Genomic DNA, 22,500 nt, shown 5'->3' with positions numbered 1-22,500 from the left:
TGAGCGGGCATGCTTCGTTTTCAAAACAGAGTCATCTCTATCAATTTTATGTCAAAACACAAATGAAGTTGAATATGATCGTCAAATAAGGTAAAAATAAAGAGTGCTGCGAAATTTTTTCCGGGCCTCCCTGTTCTGGAAGGGAGAGCCGAAATTCCTGCCGCATCAACATGATATGCGATAATCTTCTCTTGTTAAGTCCTCGCTTCTTTCTCGACTCATACTTATAATCCTTTTCAATTCGTCGATATATATGGGTGGAAGCGTTGCCGATAGAAGCTGACATCGGCTGTATCAATAAAAGCGTCTCTGTTAAATGTTATGGGACAAAAAGCAAATTTATATGATTAGAAAAGCGTGGTGTTCTTAGTGAAAGATGTATCCATTTCATCTTTAGAAAATATGAAATTAAAAGAGCTGTATGAGCTGGCGAGACATTACAAAATCTCGTATTACAGCAAACTGACAAAAAAGGAACTGATTTTCGCCATTTTGAAAGCCAATGCCGAACAGGAAGATCTTTTGTTTATGGAAGGCGTTCTGGAGATAATCCAATCGGAAGGTTTTGGTTTTCTGAGGCCGATTAATTATTCGCCAAGCTCAGAAGATATCTATATTTCCGCTTCTCAAATCCGCCGCTTTGATTTGAGAAACGGCGACAAAGTGTCGGGAAAGGTCCGGCCTCCAAAAGAAAACGAGCGGTACTACGGTCTTCTCCATGTTGAAGCTGTCAATGGGGATGATCCCGAATCAGCCAAAGAACGCGTGCATTTCCCGGCTCTAACGCCTCTTTATCCTGATCGCCAGATGGTGCTGGAAACGAAGCCTAATCATCTGTCGACGAGAATCATGGACATGATGGCGCCGGTCGGCTTTGGACAGCGCGGATTGATTGTGGCGCCGCCTAAAGCGGGTAAAACCATTCTCTTGAAGGAAATTGCGAACAGCATCACGACGAATCATCCTGAGGCAGAGCTGATCGTCCTGCTGATTGATGAACGGCCTGAGGAAGTCACAGATATCGAACGTTCAGTGGCCGGAGATGTCGTCAGCTCGACTTTTGATGAAGTGCCTGAAAACCATATTAAGGTGGCCGAGCTTGTGTTGGAGCGTGCCATGAGGCTCGTCGAGCATAAAAAAGACGTCATCATTCTAATGGACAGCATCACAAGGCTGGCCCGGGCCTACAACTTAGTCATTCCGCCAAGCGGCAGAACTTTGTCAGGGGGGATAGACCCTGGAGCGTTCCACCGTCCGAAGCGGTTCTTTGGAGCGGCGCGGAACATTGAAGAGGGCGGAAGCCTGACAATATTGGCGACTGCGCTTGTGGACACAGGATCGCGCATGGATGATGTCATTTATGAAGAGTTTAAAGGAACCGGAAACATGGAGCTCCACCTTGACCGTTCTCTTGCGGAAAGAAGAATTTTCCCTGCCATTGATATCCGCCGTTCGGGTACGCGTAAAGAAGAGCTTCTTGTTCCGAAAGAACACCTTGACCGCCTGTGGTCCATTCGCAAAACAATGTCCGACACACCGGACTTTGTAGAGAAATTCATGAGAAAAATGAAAAAGACCAAAACAAACCAGGAATTCTTCGATATGCTGATTCAGGAATGGAAGCAATCTAATATGTCGGCGGCCAGACGCTAGTAGAAACTTTAGTTTGCAAAACGTCCAGATCGCTGTTATAATTCTATCATGTGCGTTCCGGAGATTTTGTCCGGAATAATAACTCTGTTTCCGAATGGGATTCAGGGCGGAAGGAGATGACAGAAATGAAAGCAGGAATTCATCCTAATTTCAAAAGAGCAACTGTGAAATGCGCTTGTGGAAACGAATTTGAAACAGGTTCAGTAAAAGAAGAGGTACGCGTTGAGATTTGTTCTGAATGCCATCCGTTCTACACTGGCCGTCAGAAATTCGCTTCTGCCGATGGTCGTGTTGATCGCTTTAACAAAAAATACGGTCTTAAGTAATAATAGATATTATCAACAGGCAGGAATGTTTTCTTGCCTGTTTTTTACGTGCCATAAATCGCTGGAGAGGGGTTAAAGACAATGTACATCATGAAGCAAAGCGGCTGGCTTGAACTCATATGCGGAAGCATGTTTTCAGGTAAATCGGAAGAGCTGATCCGCCGGGTCAAAAGAGCGACATTTGCAAAGCAGGAAGTGAAAGTGTTTAAGCCTGCGATCGATAATCGCTACAGCGACGATTCCATTGTGTCTCATAATGGGACAGCCATTGTATGCCACTCGATTACGTCTCCAAAAGAAATATTTGAACACATCAGTGAAAAAACGGATGTGATCGGCGTTGATGAAGTGCAATTTTTTGATGAAACGATTATCGATACTTTAACCGCTCTGGCAGATCAAGGTTACCGCGTCATTGCCGCCGGACTTGATCAAGACTTTCGCGGAGAGCCCTTCGGTGTAGTACCGGATTTGATGGCATTGGCGGAAACGGTGACCAAACTGCAAGCGGTATGTTCTGTCTGCGGTTCCCCCGCAAGCAGGACCCAGCGGCTGATCAATGGAAAACCGGCCTCATACCATGATCCGGTCATTTTGGTGGGCGCATCTGAAGCGTACGAACCGCGCTGCCGCCACCACCATGAAGTGCCGGGAAAGCCGGAATAAAGGTAAAGGAACATTGATTGTCCGTCATATGTTTGATAAAAAAATATCGTGGAAAAACACTTGGTAATAACAAGTGTTTTTTTTATTGAATTCTTTTTGTGTGAATAATTGTAATTAAAAAACTTATTTAAGGATACGAAAAAATTATCTAATTTTCATCGCTTGAATTATGACAAAAGCAGGCATAAAATGACTTACTGTAGTCAGAAAAAATGTAAATAGGTTTTAGGTATTGTTCAGATTATTGTCAAAAACGCGCGTTCAAAATTGACAAATCCAAATGTGTGACAAATGCCTCACTAGCTCATTGTAATTATTTCACCTTATTAACATTTTAAGAAAGAAGGTAATTAGTGTGAATAACATGAAAAAAACGAAGGAAGGATATTTAGAGACTTCTTTAAGAGGAAAAGACGTATTATCGATTCCTGCGTTAAATAAAGGGGTGGCCTTTACTCTTGAAGAGAGAAGAGATCTCGGTCTTGAAGGTCTGCTGCCGCCAACAGTACTTAGTCTTGATCAACAGGCAGAACGTGCATATGAACAGTTTTCAGCACAGCCTGACCGCCTTCGCCAAAACGTATACTTAAACGATCTTCAAAACCGGAATGAAGTGCTTTTTTATAAATTATTACAAAATCACCTTCGTGAAATGCTGCCGGTTGTTTATACACCGACTGTCGGGGAAGCGATTCAGGAATACAGCCATGAATATCGCAGACCGCATGGCGTCTACTTATCTATCGATGATATTGCCGGAATTGACACAGCGTTTAAAAATCTTAAAGCTTCAGCTGATGACATTGATTTAATCGTTGCCACTGACTCTGAAAGCATTCTCGGAATCGGCGACTGGGGTGTCGGAGGCATCAATATTGCGATTGGTAAGCTTGCTGTTTACACGGCCGCGGCGGGAATTGATCCGAACCGCGTGATTCCGGTTGTGCTTGATGTCGGAACGAATAATGAAAAGCTTCTCAACGATCCATTGTACATCGGAAACCGTCATCCACGTGTACAAGGCGAACGTTATGATGAATTCATCGACGCTTATGTGAATACAGCATTGAAATATTTCCCTAATGCGCTTCTGCACTGGGAGGATTTCGGAAATAAAAACGCCCGCAATATTATGGGTAAATATAATGATAAAATTGCGACATTTAATGATGATATCCAAGGAACAGGAGCGATTACGCTGGCGGCCATTTTAGCGGCTGTTAAAAGAACTGGAACATCATTAAAAGAGCACCGCGTTGTCATCTTCGGACCGGGATCTGCCGGCATCGGAATTGCTGATCAAATCCGTGACACGATGGTTCTTGAAGGACTGTCTGCCGAAGAAGCCAATCAGGCGTTCTGGACAGTCGATTACAGAGGACTGTTAATCGAGGGTATGGATGATATCCGCGACTTCCAAGAGCCGTACTTGCGCACGACAGACGAAGTGAAAGATTGGAAACGCAATGATAAAGGCGAAATTTCGTTCGAAGAAGTTGTTCGCCAAGTGAAGCCAACCATTTTAATTGGTACATCTGGTGTGGCGGGAGCCTTCACAGAGGAAATTGTAAAAGAAATGGCGGCACACACAGAGCGTCCGGTTATTTTGCCGATGTCAAACCCTACACCGCTTGCTGAAGCTGTTCCGGAAGATCTGTTCAAATGGACTGACGGAAAAGCATTGATCGCAACAGGCAGCCCGTTTGAACCAGTCACTTACAACGGTGTGTCGCATGAAATTGGACAATCAAACAATGCTTTTGTTTTCCCTGGACTGGGGCTTGGAACGATCGTTGCAAAAGCGAAAGTGATCACCAATGGAATGTTTGCGGCATCCGCAAATGCAGTTGCAAAAATGGTTGATAATGAGAAACCTGGTGCGGGACTGCTTCCGAAAATTGATGATCTTCAAGATGTGTCCATTCAAGTTGCAATAGATGTGGTAAAAGCAGCTATGAAAGACGGAGTGGCCCGGGTTCAGCCGGACGATATTGAACAAGCAGTGCGCGATGCAATGTGGCGTCCTGAGTATAAAACGATTGTCGCAAAACGTGACTAATATTTTCCGCTAAGGAAAGGATAAAAATATGTTTCGCGGCTGAAAGCTTGGACGTCCTGTCCAAGCGCCGCGATCAAGATCTGTAACTTCAGGATCGGCGGATATTCTGCTGTCACGATATCCTGTAAAAGAGGGATCGGCGGTCCGAATGCTGTCCGGCCGCCGTTAATTACCAAGTCCTGATCCAATGGGACAACATAGAGGAGGAAACAGCTTTGAGCTTTTTAAATATTTTAATCCTCCTTGCGCCAATATTTTTTGTTATTGCGCTGGGATGGTTTGCCGGTCATTTTGGAAGTTATGATGCGAAATCAGCAAAAGGGGTAAGTACGCTCGTTACGAAATATGCGCTTCCCGCTCACTTTGTTTCAAGCATCTTGTCTACGCCGAAAGATAAATTTTATAGCCAAATTCCGTTGATGATTTCACTGATTGTCGGAATCGTCGGTTTTTACGTCATTATATTACTTATTTTGAGATTTTTATTTAAATACGATTTAACGGATGCGTCAATGTTTTCGTTAAACTCTGCCCAGCCGACATTTGCTTTTATGGGAATTCCGGTTTTGGGAAGCTTGTTCGGGATGCAGGAAGTCGCGATTCCGATCGCGATTACAGGAATCGTCGTCAATGCGATGCTCGATCCTTTGGCAATTATTGTAGGTACTGTAGGACGTTCATCTAAAAAACAAGATGAAAACAACAATGAGAGCATTTGGAAAGTGACAGGAAAATCCATTTTGCACGGTTTGTCTGAGCCGTTGGCTTTTGCACCGCTCGCAAGTATCATTCTTGTGCTATTAGGTCTGCAAATTCCTGAATTGCCGCAGAAAATGCTCGATATGCTCGGAGACACAACATCTGGTATCGCTCTGTTCGCAGTCGGTGTAACAGTCGGTATCCGCAATATCAAATTCAGTGTGCCTGCGTTGAGCATCGCCTTGTTAAAGGTTGCTGCACAGCCTGCGTTAATGTTTGTGATCGCCATGATTTTCGGCTTATCTTCTGCCGACATGACAAAAGCAGTGCTTCTTGTCGCATTCCCTGGTTCTGCCGTGGCTGCGATGATCGCTACAAACTTTGAAAGCCAGGAAGCTGAAACAGCGTCTGCATTTGTGATCAGTGCGGTGCTGTCCATTATTTCGCTGCCGATCTTAATCGCAATTACCGCATAAGAAAAAAGCTTGCAAGTCTGGTTTGGGACTTGCAAGCTTTTTTTGCGCTTAAAAGGAAAAGATCGATTTGAATCTTCTTTTCGGTTTTTCTTCTCTTCGGGGAGGCAGTTCTTTTTCGATGCTGCTGCTTTCCAATTCGCGAATTTTTTGTTCGAGTGTTTTGATTTGCTGCCTCTCTTCTTCGAGTTCGCGTCGTTGCTGAAGAAGCTGATAAGAGACGACATCATCCGCTTTTTGCTCAAGCTTCCTTTCCAGTTCTGCGATTTTTTTCTGAAGCAATTCCCGTTCAAACTGTTCATGCTGCAAAAAGCGCTGCAGCTTTTCTTCAAAGATGTCGCTGAGGTGTTCAGGCTCTTTCGGCTGAACGCTGTCATTCTTGTTGATCAAGAAGGATGTTGTTGGCCGCTTGACGATGACATCCTGCATCGGCGTTCCGTTTTTCAGCTGTTCTTTTACATCCTCTAAAACGGCAATATCATCATTCGAAAAGAAATAATGGCCAAGCTCATTCCGTGAGGCTGGCAAATTCAGCTGTTTGACCCAGCGCTGAATCGTTTTTGTTGAAACACCGAGTTTATTTGCCGCATCCGTAGTATTCATGGTCATTCCTCCTTTTTAACCTGTGGCTTTTTCATCTAACAGGGGTATTCGACCTGAATGGGAAGCTTCCTTCCCGTTAGACAAAAGAAGAAGGGATTCGGCAAAGAAATCGGTTTTTCTCAAGGATTGCCGCGGAATGTGCTAGGCTTCATACAATTCCAGAGGCAGGCCGTCGGGATCGGAGAAAAACGTGAACCGTTTTCCGGTACCGGGATCTGTGCGGATCGGTTCAGCCGAAATGCCTTTTTGGCCCAGCTCGCTGACGGTTTGGTCAAGATCGTCCACTGCAAAAGCCAAATGGCGGAGCCCGGCTGCTTCAGGGCGTGTTACACGTTCGGGCGGGTTTGGAAATGAGAACAGTTCAATGATATACCGGCCGTTCAACGCGAGATCGAGTTTGTACGAATCCCGGTCTTCTCTATAGGTCTCAGCGATGATCTCAAGGCCAAGCTTGTCGACATAAAATGCTTTGGAAGTTTCATAATCCGAGCATATGATGGCGGTATGGTGTATCGATTTCAGCATGTGATAAGCTCCTTTTTTCTTAAAGTATAACAAAGCGGAGGGGGAGGAGCCTATCTTTTGCCAGGTTGTTTTGACTGGGAAGAGTCCCTATACTATAATTAGAATGTTACGCACAGCAAACAGAGGTGAAGAGCGTGTTAGACCGTTTAAAATCGATAGAAGATCGTTATGAAAAATTAAATGAACTGTTAAGCGATCCGGAGGTCGTAAACGATCCGAAGAAGCTTAGAGAATATTCAAAAGAGCAATCCGATCTGCAGGAAACAGTTGAGGTATATAGACGTTATCGCAGCGCATCAGAACAGCTGAATGATGCGAAAGCGATGCTTGAGGAAAAGCTTGATCCGGAAATGCGCGATATGGTAAAAGAGGAGATCTCAGAGCTTCAGGAAGAAATCGAAACTTTGACAGACCAGCTGAAGGTCTTGCTTATTCCGAAAGACCCGAACGATGACAAAAACGTCATCATGGAAATCCGCGGTGCGGCCGGCGGTGAGGAAGCGGCATTATTTGCCGGAAACCTTTACCGGATGTACACCCGTTATGCTGAGCTGCAAGGCTGGAAAACCGAAGTCATGGAAGCCAATACGACCGGAACAGGCGGCTATAAAGAGATTATCTTTATGATCAATGGTAACGGAGCATACTCAAGACTGAAATACGAGAACGGCGCTCACCGGGTGCAGCGTGTACCTGAAACAGAATCAGGAGGCCGCATCCATACGTCAACGGCAACGGTTGCCTGTCTGCCGGAAGCGGAGGAAGTCGAAGTTGAAATCCACGAGAAAGATATTCGCGTCGATACCTTCGCCTCAAGCGGCCCGGGAGGACAAAGCGTAAACACGACGATGTCCGCCGTCCGCCTCACACACTTGCCGACGGGTGTTGTCGTTTCGTGCCAGGACGAGAAATCGCAGATTAAAAACAAGGAAAAAGCGATGAAGGTTTTGCGCGCGCGGATATATGACAAGTTTCAGCAGGAAGCCCAGGCCGAATATGATCAGAACCGGAAATCGGCAGTCGGTACGGGAGACCGTTCAGAGCGCATCCGTACGTATAACTTTCCGCAAAACCGCGTCACAGACCACAGGATCGGCCTTACGATCCAAAAGCTCGACCAAATTCTTGAAGGCAAGCTTGATGAAGTGATTGACGCCCTGATTGTAGAGGATCAGGCAAGCAAGCTTCAGCAGGCGGAGAGCTAAACATGAAAACAATTTTCGAAGCCCTCAGGTGGGCTTCTTCTTATTTGACGGAAGCGGGAAGAGACCGAAATGCCGCGGAAATTTTGTTGACAGATCAGCTGAACATCGACCGCAGCAAATTGTTGGCAAGCTTCCATGATGTCATATCAGAGTCTGATTTTTTGGGGTTCAAAAAATCTGTCGAGCTTCATCATCAAGGAGTGCCTGTTCAACATATCACCGGAAAAGAGTTCTTTTACGGACGGGAATTTTCGGTAAATGAACACGTTCTGATTCCGCGTCCTGAAACAGAGGAAGTCGTTGAAGCGGTCCTTTCCGAAGCGGAAAGGGTTTTTCCCGGAACGGATCGTCTGAAAGCCGTCGATGTCGGTACAGGGAGCGGGGCGATTGCGGTGACCCTTGCGCTTGAGAGCCCGCGTTTTGCCGTCACAGCGACGGATATTTCGGAACAAGCTTTAAGGACGGCAAGACACAATGCTGACCGGCTTGGAGCGAAAGTGGATTTCATCGGCGGCGATTTGCTTGAGCCGCTTATCACGCAACAGAAGAAAGCTGATGTCATTGTTTCGAATCCGCCTTATATATCTGAGGAAGACATGAAGACGCTGTCAGATGTCGTCCGCCTTCATGAACCCGCCGGGGCTTTGACGGACGGTGCTGACGGATTGCAGTTTTATAAGCGTTTCATGAAAGAAATTCCTTTTGTCATCTCAGATCAGGCACTGGTGGTGTTTGAAATCGGCTGGACTCAGGGGAATGCCGTCAAAGACATGTTTCACCGGTTTTTTCCTGATGCGGATGTGCGGGTAAAGAAGGATCTTAATGGAAAAGACCGCATCGTCTGCGCGGTAATTGAACAACATAGTTAAAAAAACCGCCGGAATTCCCGGCGGTCTTTTTTGTTTGAAAATAGGAAACCCGGCCTTGACCGTTCAGGCGGCTTGTTTTACTATTTTTTTACAAAATTTTTATCTGAATAAAATAAAAAATAGTTCAAGATTAATATATAGCCTAAACAGATTGTCTTATTTTTAATGTAGGGGACAGTGTGGCGACATCCCTCTGTAAGCCGCTTTTCCCATTCAGAAGGTTTACCATTGCACATACGGCTTTTTGAGCCAGCTCTTCAACAGGTATATCGATTGTCGTGATTTCCGGATCGGTCACCTCACAGATCGATTGATTGTCATATCCAAGCACTGCAAGCTGCTCTGGCACTTCATATTGATAATATCGGGCCCTTTTAATAATTCCTGCGGCCACTTGGTCGTTTCCCGTAAAAATGGCGGTCGGCTTTTCGGACATGCTGTGGATCTGGTCCATAATGCGGAAGCCGTCATGAATGGTAAATGCGTGGCTGAACATCCACTTCTCCTGGAAATGTAAACCTGCATCAGACAATGCTTTCATAAACCCTTCTTTTCTCATAATCTGGGCCTTGCTGTGTATCGTATCACAGCAAAAGGCCATTAAATGATGCCCTTTTTGAATAAAAAGCTCCGTTCCTTTATAGCCGGCTTCGAATTCGTCATAGCAAATCACCGGCACGTCCGCTTCGGCGTGGAATTCATTCGCCAAGACCACGGGACCGTATTTGAGGTATTTTTTAATGTTTTCCCATTCATTTTCAAGGCTGCATAACATGACGCCGTCGACTTCTTTCCTCTTGAGGAGCTCCAGCACTTTCAGTTCATTCTGCTTTTGATAAAACGTCTGAAACACAATGACTTTGTATTGGTGTTTCAGCGCTTCAGCGGACATATGCTTCATGAGCTGCGCGAAGAATGGGTGATCCGCGTGAGGGACAGACACCGCGAGAAACATCGTTTTGTTGGATCTGAGCTTTCGTGCAGACGTGTTCGGGATGTAGTCCAATTTTTCGATGACTTCCAAAACCCGCTTCCTTTTTTCTTCAGATACATAGGGATGATCGTTCAGTACTCTTGAAACAGTTGTTTTTGACACATTACTTAATTTTGCAATTTCGTCAATCGTAGGCATAAAGTCACTTCCTGAAAAAAAGAGTTGTTATGGTATCGATTCCATCATTTAAGATATGTCATGAAATATGACAATTTCCCAAAATAATAAAAATGGGGTGAAATTGATGAAAACCGCAAGCGAAAACATGACTTGCACAAGCAAACAGCTATTTGCCCTTCTGAATGATTTGAAGGAAGGGAAGCTCGCTGGTGAATGCCGTATAGACGACACACTGGCCAATCAAAAATTAAAAGAGACATTGCAGCAGGACCAATTCGACATGACCGCCAATTTGCTGAACAGAATGGATTCCCCGCCCTCCAGAGTTGATTTTATGCCGCTTCATCGCCTGATCACAGAAGAAGAAGTAGAAGACGTGATTCATGCGGTGAAAGACGTGCTGCCGACCGGGCAATTTACAAGCGGTTCTTATGTTGGCGTATTTGAAGCTGAAATAGCCGCTCTTTTGAGAAAAAAGCATGTCATGGCTTCCTCCAGCGGAACCGATGCCATGATTGTCGCACTGAAGGCTGCGGGTGTTGGACAAGGTGATGAAGTCATTATGCCCGCAAACAGTTTTGCTGCAACGGAAAATGCCGTGCTTGCAGCTGGAGGCACTCCGGTTTTCTGCGATATTGACCCTGTTACATTTTGCATGGACCCTTCTGAAATTGAAGCATGTGTCACTTTGAAAACGAAATGCATTTTGCCTGTACACCTTTATGGAAAGCTGCCAGACATGGAAGCCATCGCAAAAATCGCTGATAAATACGGCATACCGATTATTGAAGACGCCTGCCAGTCGATCGGCGTTTCCGATCTGGGAAAAAACAGCCTTTGCTCCATATTAAGCTTCAATCCGTATAAAAATCTCGGCACATGCGGAAAAGCCGGCGCAATTGTGACGGACGATCCATCATTTGCATCCGCATGCATGGAATATATGTATCACGGCTTTGAACTGAATCAAAAAAATAAAAAGGCGGCTGATTACGGCTTTAACGCTAAGATTGATAATCTGCAAGCCGCTATTGGACTGGCAAGGATGAAATATCTTTCATTAAATAATCTGAAACGCTTATATTTAGCAGATCGTTATATTGCGCATTTGCAGCAGTATGAAGACAGAGGTCTGATCAAACTGCCTCAAATGACCGATGATCATGTATGGCATTTGTTTACAATAAAAATAATAAACGGAAATCGAGACCAAGTCAAAGATATGATGCTTAAATTTCATAATGTCCAAACAGATATTTACTACCCGATTTTATCCCATCATCAACACACACCACTTGTAAAAGCCAATTATCAGCACACATCGCTGCCGGTCACTGAATCAGTGCATAAACAAATGCTTCAGCTTCCTCTCTATCCGGGACTCACCGTAGAAGAACAAGACAAAGTAATGGAGGCCTTAATTGATGTCGTATCATGAAACACTTTCTTTTCACACCTTACAGCAAGTAAACAAGCCGAAGTACGCCGTATTTTGCGATTTTGATGAGACATATTTCGCCCACAGCATCACCGATGAATCGAGAAAAGCGCTCATGGACCTTGAAACATTTATTCATTCGCACCATCTTGATCACAAGATTTTGCTCGGCTGGGTGACCGGGAGCAGCCTGTCATCCGTTCTTGCAAAAATGAAGCGGGGAGGCTTTCGATATCTTCCGCATTTTGTTGCCAGTGATCTTGGCACTGACATCACCTATTTCTCCGAAGAAGGCCAAGTCTCTGATAAAGATTGGGAAGCCCGATTGCAAGAATCAAATTTCTCGCGTGAGCTTGTCGAAGAAATCAAGCAGACTCTCTCTAAAAAATATGAGATTGCGCTTGTGCCTCAGACTCAGCATGGTTTTTCCCGCTATAAAATCAACTATTACTATACATCGTCGGATGAGAGCACGGACAAGAGAGCGCTTGAAGCCATCAGGCGGCTGGCAGCAGAGCATGAAATAGGAGTAAATATCAATCGCTGCAATCCTTTGGCAGGCGATCCGGAAAACAGCTATGATGTGGACTTTATCCCTTTGCGGACGGGCAAACCGTACATTGTGGATTTTATATTGGATAAATTCACGATAGAGAGGGAGAATTCATTTGCTTTCGGCGACAGCGGAAACGATGTGGATATGCTTAAAAAAACCGGACATGGTTATCTGGTTGGAAATGCGACAGCAGAAGCCAAGTCGCTCCATTCCCGGATTACAGAAGGCAGCTATACGGCTGGAATTTTAGAAGTGCTAAAAGCCCATATCAAACGATAAGGAGTGTCCTTAGATGAAAATCGGAATTATTGGAGCCGGAGGAATTGCAAAAGCTCATGCGAAAGCTCTCTCAACAGTCAAAGGTGCCGAGCTTTCCGGGTTTTATGATATCAACTCGCTTGCCTCGCGTAAATGTGCGTTTGAATACGGAGGAACTGCATTTAATAGTATGCAGGAGCTGCTGAATCAGTCGACGGCAGTCATCGTTTCATCGCCGAACTTTTGCCATAAAGAACATGTGCTTGAAGCGATGGCCGCAGGTAAGTATGTATTGTGTGAAAAACCGATGGCTGTCTCAATGGAAGAAGCGGAGGAGATGAAAAACAGGGCGTCTCAATCTGCTTATATTCCGATCATGGGCTTCAATTACCGCCATCTCACATTTGTTCAGCGCCTAAAAGATATGATATCCGGCAATGAACTTGGAGATATTTTGTCGATCAATGTCCATTTTAAGAAAAACAGCGCCTTGAGAAGAAAAAAATATACTTGGCGCGATCATTCGAAAAGCAACAAAACGAGCGGGGCATTAGGAGATTTGGGTGTGCATTTAATCGATCTCATTCTCTATTTGTTCGACAGCCCGTTTAAACTGGACAGTTTAAAAGTCAAAATGATGACGGTCGTCAAAGAAAAAGAACAAAAACAGGTATATGTTGATGACCATTCTGAAGTATAGGGCCAGCTTGAAAATCATGTGTTTGTAAATATGATTACGTCAAAATGCACAAAAACGGATGAGTGCGGCTTTAGCATCGAGGTCAATGGCCAAAACGGCGTATTTTACTATCATTCACGGCAGAAAAATCAGTTTTTGCTGAGGACCGGATTGTCGGAGCAGATGATAACAATGCCGGATACGTGGCTGACAGACCCTGAAAATGAATTTTACGGATGGGCCGATTCCTTCAGAGTTCAGCTGATCCAATGGATGAACGGGATTCGGGATCGCAATTTCGCATCTCTTGCCACTTTTGAAGATGGATACAAGACGCAGTTCTATTTAAATGAATTTTTCAATAAAGGTCAGCAGCTGTCCCTTTCAAAACAAGCAAACTAGCATTGTGAAAAACCCTTGCCGGCCGTGCCGAAAGCCGCAAGGGTTTTATGGTCTGCAACGAAGGAGTGAGTCTAATGAAAAAAATATTTCTATTCGGCTGTTCGTTTTATTTTCTTGTAGGGGTTATCCATATCCTGCTGGGGAGCCTGTCGCCGTATATCATTCAAGAATATCATCGGGATCTTCATGATTTATCCTTCCTGATCTTTTTTCAATTCACCGGTTTTTTAATCGGTGTTCTGCTTGCGCCGATATTTGTCAGACGCACCTCTCATACGGCTGTATTGACGTTTGGCCTTCTTCTTATTCTCGTTACGCTTTTAGGCGTTTTCCTTTTTGATATGTTCATCTTTTTTGTCATCATGGGGTTTTTGCTCGGCTTTGGCGCGGGTACTTTAGAAACGACGATGGGAGCGTATGTGATTGCGCAAGATAAAAATGCGAAAGGGATGAATATTTTAGAGGTTTTTTTCGGGTTGGGCGCTCTGCTGTTTCCTTTTCTTATTTATATCCTTACGGAACGATATGCCTGGCATTTCCCCTTGTATGCTTTATTTATCTTCGTTTTTGTGCTTGCGTGTATGTGGGCGGTTTATTTGCGCAGAAAAACCCCCGACACTGCTTCCGGTCAAATGGCTTATCAGGAAAAACCGACAGTGTCAGCCATATTTGAAACCGGAAGGAAGGAAAAAAACATTTTCCTCTTTCTCATCTTCGCTTTTGTATATGCGGGTATCGAGACCAATTTCGCAAACTTTCTGCCGGCGCTGATGCTGGAAAAAGGAGCAGAGGAAATCAGCGTGATCAGCGTCTCGTTTTTTTGGACGGGAATGGTGTGCGGACGCTTATTGACAAGTATTTTTGGCGGACGCTTAACTTCTGTTGCCTTTCTGATCTTCAGTGCCGGAGCCTTGGCTGCTTTGCTTTTGATTCTGGCGTGGTTTCCGGTTCACCAAACACAGCTGCTCCTCGTATTTTTCATCGGGCTTTCGGCAGCCGGAATTTTTCCGTGCGCCGTCACTCTGGCCTCGTTGGCCGGAAAGCCTTTTACAGAGGAAATCACCAGTCTCTTCATTTCATCCGCGAGTCTTGGAGGAGCGCTTCTTTCATTTTTGATCGGCTGGGCGATTGATGCAAGCGCAGCCGCTGTCTTCCCGTTTCTGCTCTTCGGCGGATTAGGGGGCTTGCTGCTGGTGATCAGCGCGGTGATTTTTTTATCCGGCCTGCAAAAAAACAAGCAGAGCCATTTGGATATGTAGATCTTTTAGGGAGAGATTACAAGCTTAGTAGGATTTTTTTTCAGCATCCGTTTAAACCGTTCCATCTTTGACCATAATGTTGCTAGAAAAGGTTGAAGAACGGAGAGGAACGGTGGGGAAAATGAAGAAATCAAACATTGCCTGCATGTATATTTTTCTTTTATTAATAGGAGCGCTTGCAAATCTCACGACGGAAGAGACGGCCCAATCATCAGGCGGGAAGCCTGCCGTGATTCCTGATGAAGCGATTCGGCTGCGGATTTTGGCAAACAGCGACAGCGGGAGCGACCAAAGCATCAAACGCAAAATCAGGGATGAGGTCAATAAACAAATTACGAAATGGGTGGAAAACCTGACCTCGGTTGAGGAAGCGAGGCAAATCATCAGGTCGAAGCTGCCCGAAATCAAAGAGGTTGCCAAGGATGCCATGAAACGCGAAAATGTCCGGCAATCCGTGTCCGTCCGTTTTGATCGAGTTTCATTTCCAACAAAGCTATACGGCAATATGGTGTATCCGGCCGGAGAATATGAGGCTGTTTTAATTACATTAGGCAAGGGAGAGGGAGCCAACTGGTGGTGCGTCCTGTTTCCGCCGCTTTGCTTTCTTGATTTTTCCAATGGGGAAGCCGTAAAGTCGCCTGAAGACGAACAAACCGCTGCCGGGGAAAACCGCCAGGAAGAAAAAACAGCCGCAGCGGATGAAGCGGGATCTGGCAAAGATAAAGAAGACAAAGAAGTGAAATTTTTTCTTGTCGAATGGATTACCGGGCTTTTTTCTTAAAGGGACCGCCTTGCTTTCGTGCAGGGCGGTTTTTTACTGTTTGAATCTATTATTTTTGATGATGGTTATTCACGCTTCTGAATATGATATAATTTTCCAAAACGGTGCAGGGGAAATACTGCTTTTCGGACATACACCTTTTGCTCCTTTCTGATGCGCCAATTACATTGCGCGGCAGAAGAGAAACTGTCTTATCACCAGTACAGAGTTTATTTGCATACTCATTCAAAGCGTTAGTTCCTGCTAATCAAAATTGAAAAATGAATAGCCGGCTTTCTTCCAAATCAAAAGGTATATTTTACTGTCGCCCTCATAGATTGGATAGAGAAGTTAAAAAACGGGGTGAAAAGATGTTCTACCAATTGAGGTTAGCGGAAACAAAAGATAAGGATGCGATTGAAGCCTTTTTAAAAGAGGCGGGGACAAGCCATAAAGGAATTGAAGTGAATCACGGCCAATTTATTATGATGGAAGATTCTCAGAAAAAAATCGTCGCCTGCCTCGGGATGGAGGAGTTCGAAAAGAAAAAAGGGCTTTTGCGGTCGCTTGTCGTTTCTGATAAGCTGAGCCAGGGCCATATTGTCTCTCTGTTTCAAAGCATGCAAGTATTGTGTGAAAAGAGGGAGATTCATACATTGTATGTAATCGCAAACAAGCGGACATCCATGGACTTTCTAGAAGTGCTTGGCTTCAAACAATTGGAAAATGTGCCCAATGAACTATATGAATCCGAACATGTCTCAGAATCACTGAAAACAAAAGGAGCCGTTTTGATGGTGAAAACATCTGCATAATCTCTGATTTATACACAGAGATATCCACGGTTTCATAAGCGTTATCCACAAAATGTGGACAACGCTTGTTTTCTTTTCCCTCATCTTTTATACTTTCAACAGGATTTACATGAATAATTAAGGTTTTTTAGTGTTTTGTTAAGGGAGATCTGATATGAATGAATACAACATTATGGACTGTGGATTCAACAGGTGATTTGTCCACAAACTATCCACAAATTACACAAGCGGCACAGCTGCTTCAGCATAATGAAACGGTCGCCTTTCCGACGGAAACCGTTTACGGCCTAGGTGCAAACGCAAAAAGTACGGATGCCGTTGCTAAAATATATGAAGCAAAAGGGCGGCCCAGCGACAATCCCCTGATTGTCCACATCGCCGACACCGAACAGCTGAAGGAATTTGCAAAGATTGATTCAGCTCAGGCCGAAACGCTGATGGAACAGTTTTGGCCGGGTCCGCTGACGCTTGTTCTGCCCTGCAAGGAAGGTGTGTTATCCACAAGGGTGACCGCCGGGCTTGACACGGTGGCTGTCAGAATGCCTGATCATCCAGTCGCACTCGAACTGATTAAAAGAGCCGGCGTTCCTGTAGCGGCTCCGAGCGCAAACATATCCGGCAAACCGAGCCCGACAAAAGCCGAGCATGTCGTTCATGATTTAAACGGACGGATTGCCGGGATCGTCGACGGCGGTCCTACAGGTGTAGGCGTGGAATCGACGGTTGTTTCCTGCACTGGCGGCATTCCGGTTATATTAAGGCCGGGCGGCGTTACAAAAGAGCAGCTCGAACAAGCGGTTGGCCCCGTTATGATTGACCAGGGGATTACAGATGAGAAGAAAGCGCCAATATCCCCTGGAATGAAATATACCCATTACGCGCCGGAAGCCCCGCTTGCCATTGTAAAGGGAAGCAGTGAAGACATCCAGCGGCTGATTGAGCAGTATCAAAAAGATGGCATGAAGGTCGGCGTTCTCACCACAGAAGAACGGGCAGGCGCATATCAGGCGGATGCCGTCCGCATTTGCGGCACAAGAGACCGCCTGGAAACCGTTGCTGCCGGGTTGTATGACGCTCTCCGCAGCTTTGATGGCGAAGATCTCGGCTTTATTTTTGCCGAATCTTTCCCTGAGGAAGGCGTGGGCCGCGCGATTATGAACAGGCTGCTGAAAGCGGCCGGACACCGCGTCATCGAAGCGTAGCCGGGGGGATTGTTCTATCTTCCTTTGGACGTGCATAAGCTAGAAAAGCTGGCGTGTCCAAGGGGGAATCTCATGAGTGTTGACGTGTTGATAGGTGAAATCCTGACGCTGAGTATCATGGCATTCGCACTCGGCATGGATGCTTTTTCAGTTGGTCTTGGAATGGGAATGGCCAAGCTGAGAAACAGCCAAATGCTTCAAATCGGGGTCATTATCGGATTGTTCCATGTCATCATGCCGCTATTCGGAATGATGGCGGGACAGTTTCTCTCCGGTGCGCTTGGCGCGCTTGCAGGCTATATTGGGGGAGCGCTTCTCTTGGTGCTCGGCATTCAAATGATTGCCGCATCTTTCAATAAAGACGGGGAGCAGATCATCTCTCCTGACGGCTTCGGCCTCTTCATATTTGCCGTCGGCGTCAGCCTTGACAGCTTTTCCGTCGGGCTCAGCCTCGGCCTCTACGGAACGAGACCGTTTTTGACGATTTGTTTATTTGGTCTGTTCAGCATGGTGTTGACATGGGCGGGTCTTTTTCTCGGAAGAAAAGTCCAGGCATGGCTTGGCGCATACAGCGAAGCGCTCGGCGGTGCGATTCTGCTCAGTTTCGGATTAAAGCTTTTACTGCCCATTTAAGCAGAAAATGCGAAAAAAAACCTTCGCTGTTCCATAACATAATGAAAAGCTAAAAAGAGGGGGGAAGCCCCCTCTTTTTGATTTTTGAAGCGGAATTGATTCATTTTCGGCCAAATCCATTATAATAAGAGAAAGGAGTGAACGCAGTTGAACATACTATTTGTCTGTACTGGAAATACGTGCCGAAGCCCGATGGCTGAAGCGCTTTTTAAGTCTGCGGCTTCCAGGAAGAAGCTGGACGTCTCCGTAAAATCCGCCGGATTGTTTGCTCCAGAAAACGGAAAGGCTTCATTATATGCGGTCGAGGCGCTGTTTGAAAAAAACATTGCGCTTAATCATTCATCAGCTCCGCTTTCCAAGGAAAAGATCGAGTGGGCCGACCTTGTTCTGACGATGACAGAACAGCACAAGTTTTTAGCGAGACAGGAGTATCCGGACGACCAGGAAAAAATCTATACGTTAAAAGAGTATGTCATGGGTGGAAACGGAGACATCGCCGATCCGTTCGGCGGCTCTCTCAGCGCTTATCAAAAAACAAGGGATGAGCTTGAGCATTTATTGAAAGAGCTGGCCGAAAAGCTGTCTGAGACAATGCAGTGAAAGTTCAAAGCCGGGTGCGTTTGCAAAACAAACAGCAGAGGGTAAAATAAGACATATGTCAGAGACGTGCAAAACAATAAGCGCCCGGCGGCTAGCCTTGTTTCACATTTTGGCGACACATAAAATGAGGAGGAATTATCCCATGAAAGTAATCATTGCTTCAGATCACGGCGGAATCAATATCAGAAAAGAAATTGTATCATTGATGGAAGAGTTGAACATCGAATACGAAGATTTGGGCTGTGAATGCGGTTCAGGGTCTGTGGATTACCCGGATTATGCTTTCCCGGTCGCTCAAAAAGTGGCAGACGGAGAAGCGGACAGAGGGATTTTAATTTGCGGCACAGGGATCGGAATGAGCATTTCCGCGAATAAAGTAAAAGGCATCCGCTGTGCCCTTGTTCATGATGTATTCAGCGCCAAAATGACAAGAGAGCATAATGACACGAATGTTCTGGCGATGGGTGAACGCGTGATCGGACCGGGGCTGGCCAGGGAAATCGCAAAGGTTTGGCTTACGACTGAATTCACCGCGGGGCGTCATGCCGTCCGGATCGGAAAAATTGCCGAATATGAAGACAAGCATATATAAAGGGTGTCATCAGCCATGAAAAATCTCGAACAAACGTGGACTTCTATATTGGAGGAATTTCATACAGAAGCGGGTTTGCGGGCCGGCCAGGTCATTGTCATCGGATGTAGCACAAGCGAAGTCGCCGGGGAGCATATTGGGACTTCCGGAAGCGAAGATATCGCCGCTGCGATATACAGCGGTCTTGAGACGCTTCAGCAAAAGACGGGCGCCGCTCTCGCGTTCCAATGCTGCGAACATTTAAACAGGGCTTTGGTTGTTGAGAAAGAAACCGCCGAGGCTTGGCGTCTGCCGATTGTCTTCGCCGTTCCTGTTCCAAAGGCCGGGGGTTCGATGGCGGCGTACGCGTACAAAAAAATGAAGGAACCGGTGCTTGTTGAACAAATAGCGGCCGATGCGGGGATCGATATCGGCGACACATTTATCGGGATGCATTTAAAGCCTGTGGCCGTTCCGGTCCGCGTCTCTGAAAACAAACTTGGAGAGGCGCATGTAACGCTTGCGCGGACAAGGCCGAAACTGATCGGCGGGGTTCGAGCCGTTTATGAAACGGAATAGCGAAAAGCCGGATGGGGGAATGGTAACATCCGGCTTTTTTCTTTTTTAAAATAATATTGTGATGAATGAATTATCGAACTATAATATTATTATAATCTTTTAATATTCGGATTTTGGGATGATAAAAAACGATTTTTAAAAATAATCTTTTACATTTGCATGAAAAACCGTGTACAATGAGATGGTATGATTAACGAAATGGAAACAGATAGGAGAGGATCTCGCTGATGAAACATTTACCTGCGCAAGATGAACAAGTATTTAGCGCCATTCAAGATGAGCGGAAACGTCAACAGTCGAAGATTGAGCTGATTGCTTCCGAAAACTTTGTAAGTGAAGCGGTTATGGAAGCTCAAGGCTCCGTCTTAACAAATAAATATGCAGAAGGTTATCCCGGCAAGCGTTACTACGGCGGATGCGAACATGTAGATGTCGCGGAAGACATTGCAAGGGACCGCGCGAAGAAAATTTTCGGCGCAGAGCATGTGAACGTTCAGCCTCATTCAGGCGCACAAGCAAACATGGCCGTATACTTCACCATTTTGGAGCATGGCGACACGGTTCTGGGAATGAACCTTGCCCACGGCGGACATTTAACACATGGAAGCCCTGTTAACTTCAGCGGTGTCCAATACAACTTCGTAGAATACGGCGTTGATAAAGAAACGCAATATATTGACTACGAAGATGTCCGCGAAAAAGCGCTCAAACATAAGCCTAAGCTTATTGTTGCCGGAGCGAGTGCATATCCCCGCACAATCGATTTCAAAAAATTCCGTGAAATCGCCGATGAAATCGGGGCTTATGTGATGGTCGACATGGCGCATATCGCCGGACTCGTGGCTGCAGGTCTTCACCCGAATCCTGTTCCTTATGCTGACTTTGTGACGACGACGACTCACAAAACACTGCGCGGTCCGCGCGGCGGTATGATCCTTTGCCGCGAAGAGTTTGCAAAGCAAATTGATAAAGCGATTTTCCCCGGCATTCAAGGCGGACCATTAATGCATGTGATCGCGGCAAAAGCTGTTTCCTTCGGCGAAGCCTTGCAAGACGATTTCAAAACATATGCACAAAACGTCATCAACAACGCCAAGCGCTTGGCAGAGACATTGACGAAAGAAGGCATTCAGCTGGTGTCCGGCGGAACAGACAACCATCTTGTGCTGGTTGACCTGCGTTCTCTCGGAATTACGGGCAAACTCGCTGAAAATGTGCTTGATGAAGTCGGTATCACCGTAAATAAAAACGCGATTCCATATGATCCGGAAAAGCCTTTTGTGACAAGCGGAATCCGCGTCGGTACAGCGGCGGTTACAAGCCGGGGCTTTGACTTGGAAGCGATCGAAGAAGTGGGAGCGATTATCGCGCTTGCACTGAAAAACCATGAGGACAAAGAAAAGCTTGAAGAAGCAAAAAAACGCGTAATCGCATTGACAGACAAATTTCCTTTATATACAGGATTGGATTATTAAATGAATCATGCCGCCCCTTTATAGTGGGCGGCTTTTTGTCATAAATTTGTAGTTCGATTTTTGTTGAAACCTGCTGTTTTTTTATGTAGAATCAATAGAAGTGTGAAAAAATGACCGTTTTTTCGGAACACAACATAAAGGAGCTGAAAACGGATATGGGAAAGGTATATGTGTTTGATCATCCCCTTATACAGCATAAGCTTACATACATTCGCGATGTAAAGACCGGAACGAAAGAGTTCAGGGAGCTTGTCGATGAGGTTGCAACGCTGATGGCCTTTGAAATTACGCGCGATCTCCCTCTTAAGGAAGTCGATGTTGAAACACCTGTTCAAAAGGCCAAATCAAGTGTGATCGCCGGCAAAAAACTTGGTGTCGTTCCGATTCTCAGAGCGGGGCTTGGAATGGTAGACGGCATTTTGAAGCTGATCCCGGCGGCAAAAGTCGGCCATGTGGGGCTTTACCGCGACCCTGAAACCCTGAAGCCTGTCGAGTATTATGTCAAGCTGCCGTCTGATGTGGAAGAGCGCGAATTCATCGTTGTCGACCCGATGCTTGCAACCGGCGGCTCAGCGGTCGAAGCGCTGAACAGTCTGAAAAAGCGCGGCGCGAAAAACATTCGATTCATGTGCCTGATCGCCGCACCTGAAGGCGTGGATGAGGTTCAGAAGCATCATCCCGACGTCGATATTTACATCGCCGCACTGGATGAAAAATTAAATGAAAAAGGCTATATCGTTCCAGGTTTGGGTGATGCCGGAGACCGGATGTTCGGAACAAAATAATGAAAGAAAATCCTTAAAAAGGGTTTTCTTTTTTTGTGGTTTATTCCATAATTAAACATGTGTGTGTTGTAAATAAGGCGAAATTGTGAACATTTTGTGAGAAGCTTCCTGATTATGAATAGTTTTTTAACTTTAAACAGATTGACACCTCAGAGGGGCTATTGTATGCTAAAATAGGCTATTATGATAAGGTTTTCATAGCGGTTATCATAATGACCAGTCCTCTGTTAAAATCCTTTGAAAACCCCATATTGGCAGGCGACAGACTGAACACCACCTGGAATTTTCAGGGTGTG

22 protein-coding genes and 1 pseudogene are annotated in these 22,500 nt (G+C 45.6%); 20 read left to right on the top strand and 3 right to left on the bottom strand.

All coding sequences use genetic code 11. The annotated features are described in order from the left end of the window. Positions 1-369: 369 nt before the first annotated feature. From rho to R5H20_RS21430, 5 genes are all read left to right on the top strand, one after another. Positions 370-1,653, top strand: coding sequence for a transcription termination factor Rho (gene rho / locus R5H20_RS21450; protein WP_006639436.1), 1,284 nt, complete (start codon positions 370-372; stop codon positions 1,651-1,653). A gap of 125 nt (positions 1,654-1,778) precedes the next feature. Beyond that, the gene (rpmE, locus tag R5H20_RS21445; protein ID WP_006639435.1) at positions 1,779-1,979 is read left to right on the top strand and encodes a 50S ribosomal protein L31; all 201 of its coding nucleotides are present in this window, start codon (positions 1,779-1,781) and stop codon (positions 1,977-1,979) included. Between the two features lie 81 nt (positions 1,980-2,060). Then, positions 2,061-2,645, top strand: coding sequence for a thymidine kinase (locus R5H20_RS21440; protein ID WP_006639434.1), 585 nt, complete (start codon positions 2,061-2,063; stop codon positions 2,643-2,645). 355 nt (positions 2,646-3,000) lie between these two features. Further along, positions 3,001-4,704, top strand: coding sequence for an oxaloacetate-decarboxylating malate dehydrogenase (malS, locus tag R5H20_RS21435; protein ID WP_006639433.1), 1,704 nt, complete (start codon positions 3,001-3,003; stop codon positions 4,702-4,704). A 215-nt stretch (positions 4,705-4,919) separates the two neighbouring features. Continuing rightward, the gene (locus R5H20_RS21430; protein WP_006639432.1) at positions 4,920-5,879 is read left to right on the top strand and encodes an AEC family transporter; all 960 of its coding nucleotides are present in this window, start codon (positions 4,920-4,922) and stop codon (positions 5,877-5,879) included. A 48-nt stretch (positions 5,880-5,927) separates the two neighbouring features. On the opposite strand, the gene racA is transcribed toward R5H20_RS21430, so the two are convergent. After that, positions 5,928-6,479, bottom strand: coding sequence for a chromosome-anchoring protein RacA (gene racA, locus R5H20_RS21425; protein WP_006639431.1), 552 nt, complete (start codon positions 6,477-6,479; stop codon positions 5,928-5,930). 141 nt (positions 6,480-6,620) lie between these two features. Further along, complete coding sequence (locus R5H20_RS21420) at positions 6,621-7,004, bottom strand: SMU1112c/YaeR family gloxylase I-like metalloprotein (RefSeq protein WP_006639430.1); 384 nt, start codon at positions 7,002-7,004, stop codon at positions 6,621-6,623. A gap of 134 nt (positions 7,005-7,138) precedes the next feature. On the opposite strand from R5H20_RS21420, the gene prfA reads away from it, so the two are divergent. Together prfA and prmC are read left to right on the top strand one after the other, a co-directional pair. Beyond that, positions 7,139-8,209 carry a peptide chain release factor 1 gene (gene prfA, locus R5H20_RS21415; RefSeq protein ID WP_006639429.1) on the top strand — a complete coding sequence of 357 codons (1,071 nt, stop codon included), beginning with the start codon at positions 7,139-7,141 and terminating at the stop codon, positions 8,207-8,209. Between the two features lie 2 nt (positions 8,210-8,211). Then, positions 8,212-9,078, top strand: a complete 867-nt coding sequence (prmC, locus tag R5H20_RS21410; RefSeq protein WP_006639428.1) for a peptide chain release factor N(5)-glutamine methyltransferase — start codon at positions 8,212-8,214, stop codon at positions 9,076-9,078. 142 nt (positions 9,079-9,220) lie between these two features. Here prmC and R5H20_RS21405 read toward each other — a convergent pair whose 3' ends face one another. Further along, on the bottom strand, positions 9,221-10,210 hold the full coding sequence (locus R5H20_RS21405; protein WP_006639427.1) for a LacI family DNA-binding transcriptional regulator: 990 nt from the start codon (positions 10,208-10,210) through the stop codon (positions 9,221-9,223). Positions 10,211-10,316: 106 nt separating this feature from the next. Between R5H20_RS21405 and R5H20_RS21400 the strand changes: the two genes are divergently transcribed. The 13 genes and pseudogenes from R5H20_RS21400 (at position 10,317) to upp (ending at position 22,204) form a co-directional block, all read left to right on the top strand. Next, complete coding sequence (locus R5H20_RS21400; protein ID WP_006639426.1) at positions 10,317-11,630, top strand: DegT/DnrJ/EryC1/StrS family aminotransferase; 1,314 nt, start codon at positions 10,317-10,319, stop codon at positions 11,628-11,630. Then, on the top strand, positions 11,617-12,465 hold the full coding sequence (locus tag R5H20_RS21395) for an HAD-IIB family hydrolase (protein ID WP_006639425.1): 849 nt from the start codon (positions 11,617-11,619) through the stop codon (positions 12,463-12,465). Before R5H20_RS21400 ends, R5H20_RS21395 begins: the two co-directional genes overlap by 14 nt. Before the next feature lie 13 nt (positions 12,466-12,478). Then, positions 12,479-13,525: pseudogene (locus R5H20_RS21390) on the top strand (Gfo/Idh/MocA family protein). Between the two features lie 74 nt (positions 13,526-13,599). Next, positions 13,600-14,784: an MFS transporter gene (locus R5H20_RS21385; RefSeq protein WP_006639424.1), complete on the top strand. Its 1,185-nt coding sequence runs from the start codon at positions 13,600-13,602 to the stop codon at positions 14,782-14,784. A 121-nt stretch (positions 14,785-14,905) separates the two neighbouring features. Continuing rightward, entirely contained in the window at positions 14,906-15,565 is a 660-nt protein-coding gene (gene spoIIR / locus R5H20_RS21380; RefSeq protein ID WP_006639423.1) for a stage II sporulation protein R, read from the top strand. A 350-nt stretch (positions 15,566-15,915) separates the two neighbouring features. Further along, complete coding sequence (locus tag R5H20_RS21375) at positions 15,916-16,359, top strand: GNAT family N-acetyltransferase (RefSeq protein WP_006639422.1); 444 nt, start codon at positions 15,916-15,918, stop codon at positions 16,357-16,359. Positions 16,360-16,517: 158 nt separating this feature from the next. After that, positions 16,518-17,561, top strand: coding sequence for an L-threonylcarbamoyladenylate synthase (locus tag R5H20_RS21370; protein WP_006639421.1), 1,044 nt, complete (start codon positions 16,518-16,520; stop codon positions 17,559-17,561). A gap of 72 nt (positions 17,562-17,633) precedes the next feature. Beyond that, positions 17,634-18,194, top strand: a complete 561-nt coding sequence (locus tag R5H20_RS21365; RefSeq protein ID WP_006639420.1) for a manganese efflux pump MntP — start codon at positions 17,634-17,636, stop codon at positions 18,192-18,194. 147 nt (positions 18,195-18,341) lie between these two features. After that, positions 18,342-18,794, top strand: coding sequence for a low molecular weight protein arginine phosphatase (locus R5H20_RS21360; RefSeq protein WP_029419638.1), 453 nt, complete (start codon positions 18,342-18,344; stop codon positions 18,792-18,794). A gap of 142 nt (positions 18,795-18,936) precedes the next feature. Next, a complete protein-coding gene (gene rpiB, locus R5H20_RS21355; RefSeq protein WP_006639418.1) occupies positions 18,937-19,386 on the top strand; it encodes a ribose 5-phosphate isomerase B in 450 nt (149 codons plus the stop codon). Positions 19,387-19,401: 15 nt separating this feature from the next. After that, positions 19,402-19,944, top strand: coding sequence for a TIGR01440 family protein (locus R5H20_RS21350; protein ID WP_006639417.1), 543 nt, complete (start codon positions 19,402-19,404; stop codon positions 19,942-19,944). 227 nt (positions 19,945-20,171) lie between these two features. Continuing rightward, positions 20,172-21,419: a serine hydroxymethyltransferase gene (gene glyA / locus R5H20_RS21345; RefSeq protein WP_006639416.1), complete on the top strand. Its 1,248-nt coding sequence runs from the start codon at positions 20,172-20,174 to the stop codon at positions 21,417-21,419. A gap of 155 nt (positions 21,420-21,574) precedes the next feature. Further along, positions 21,575-22,204 (top strand): uracil phosphoribosyltransferase, encoded by a 630-nt coding sequence (upp, locus tag R5H20_RS21340; RefSeq protein WP_006639415.1) that lies wholly within the window; start codon positions 21,575-21,577, stop codon positions 22,202-22,204. Positions 22,205-22,500 lie beyond the last annotated feature (296 nt).

Source organism: Bacillus sp. KICET-3 (genome assembly GCF_033261025.1).
Lineage (GTDB): Bacteria > Bacillota > Bacilli > Bacillales > Bacillaceae > Bacillus > Bacillus sonorensis.
The sequence above is the reverse complement of the archived record's forward strand: the minus strand, read 5'-3'. Positions and strand labels throughout refer to the sequence as shown.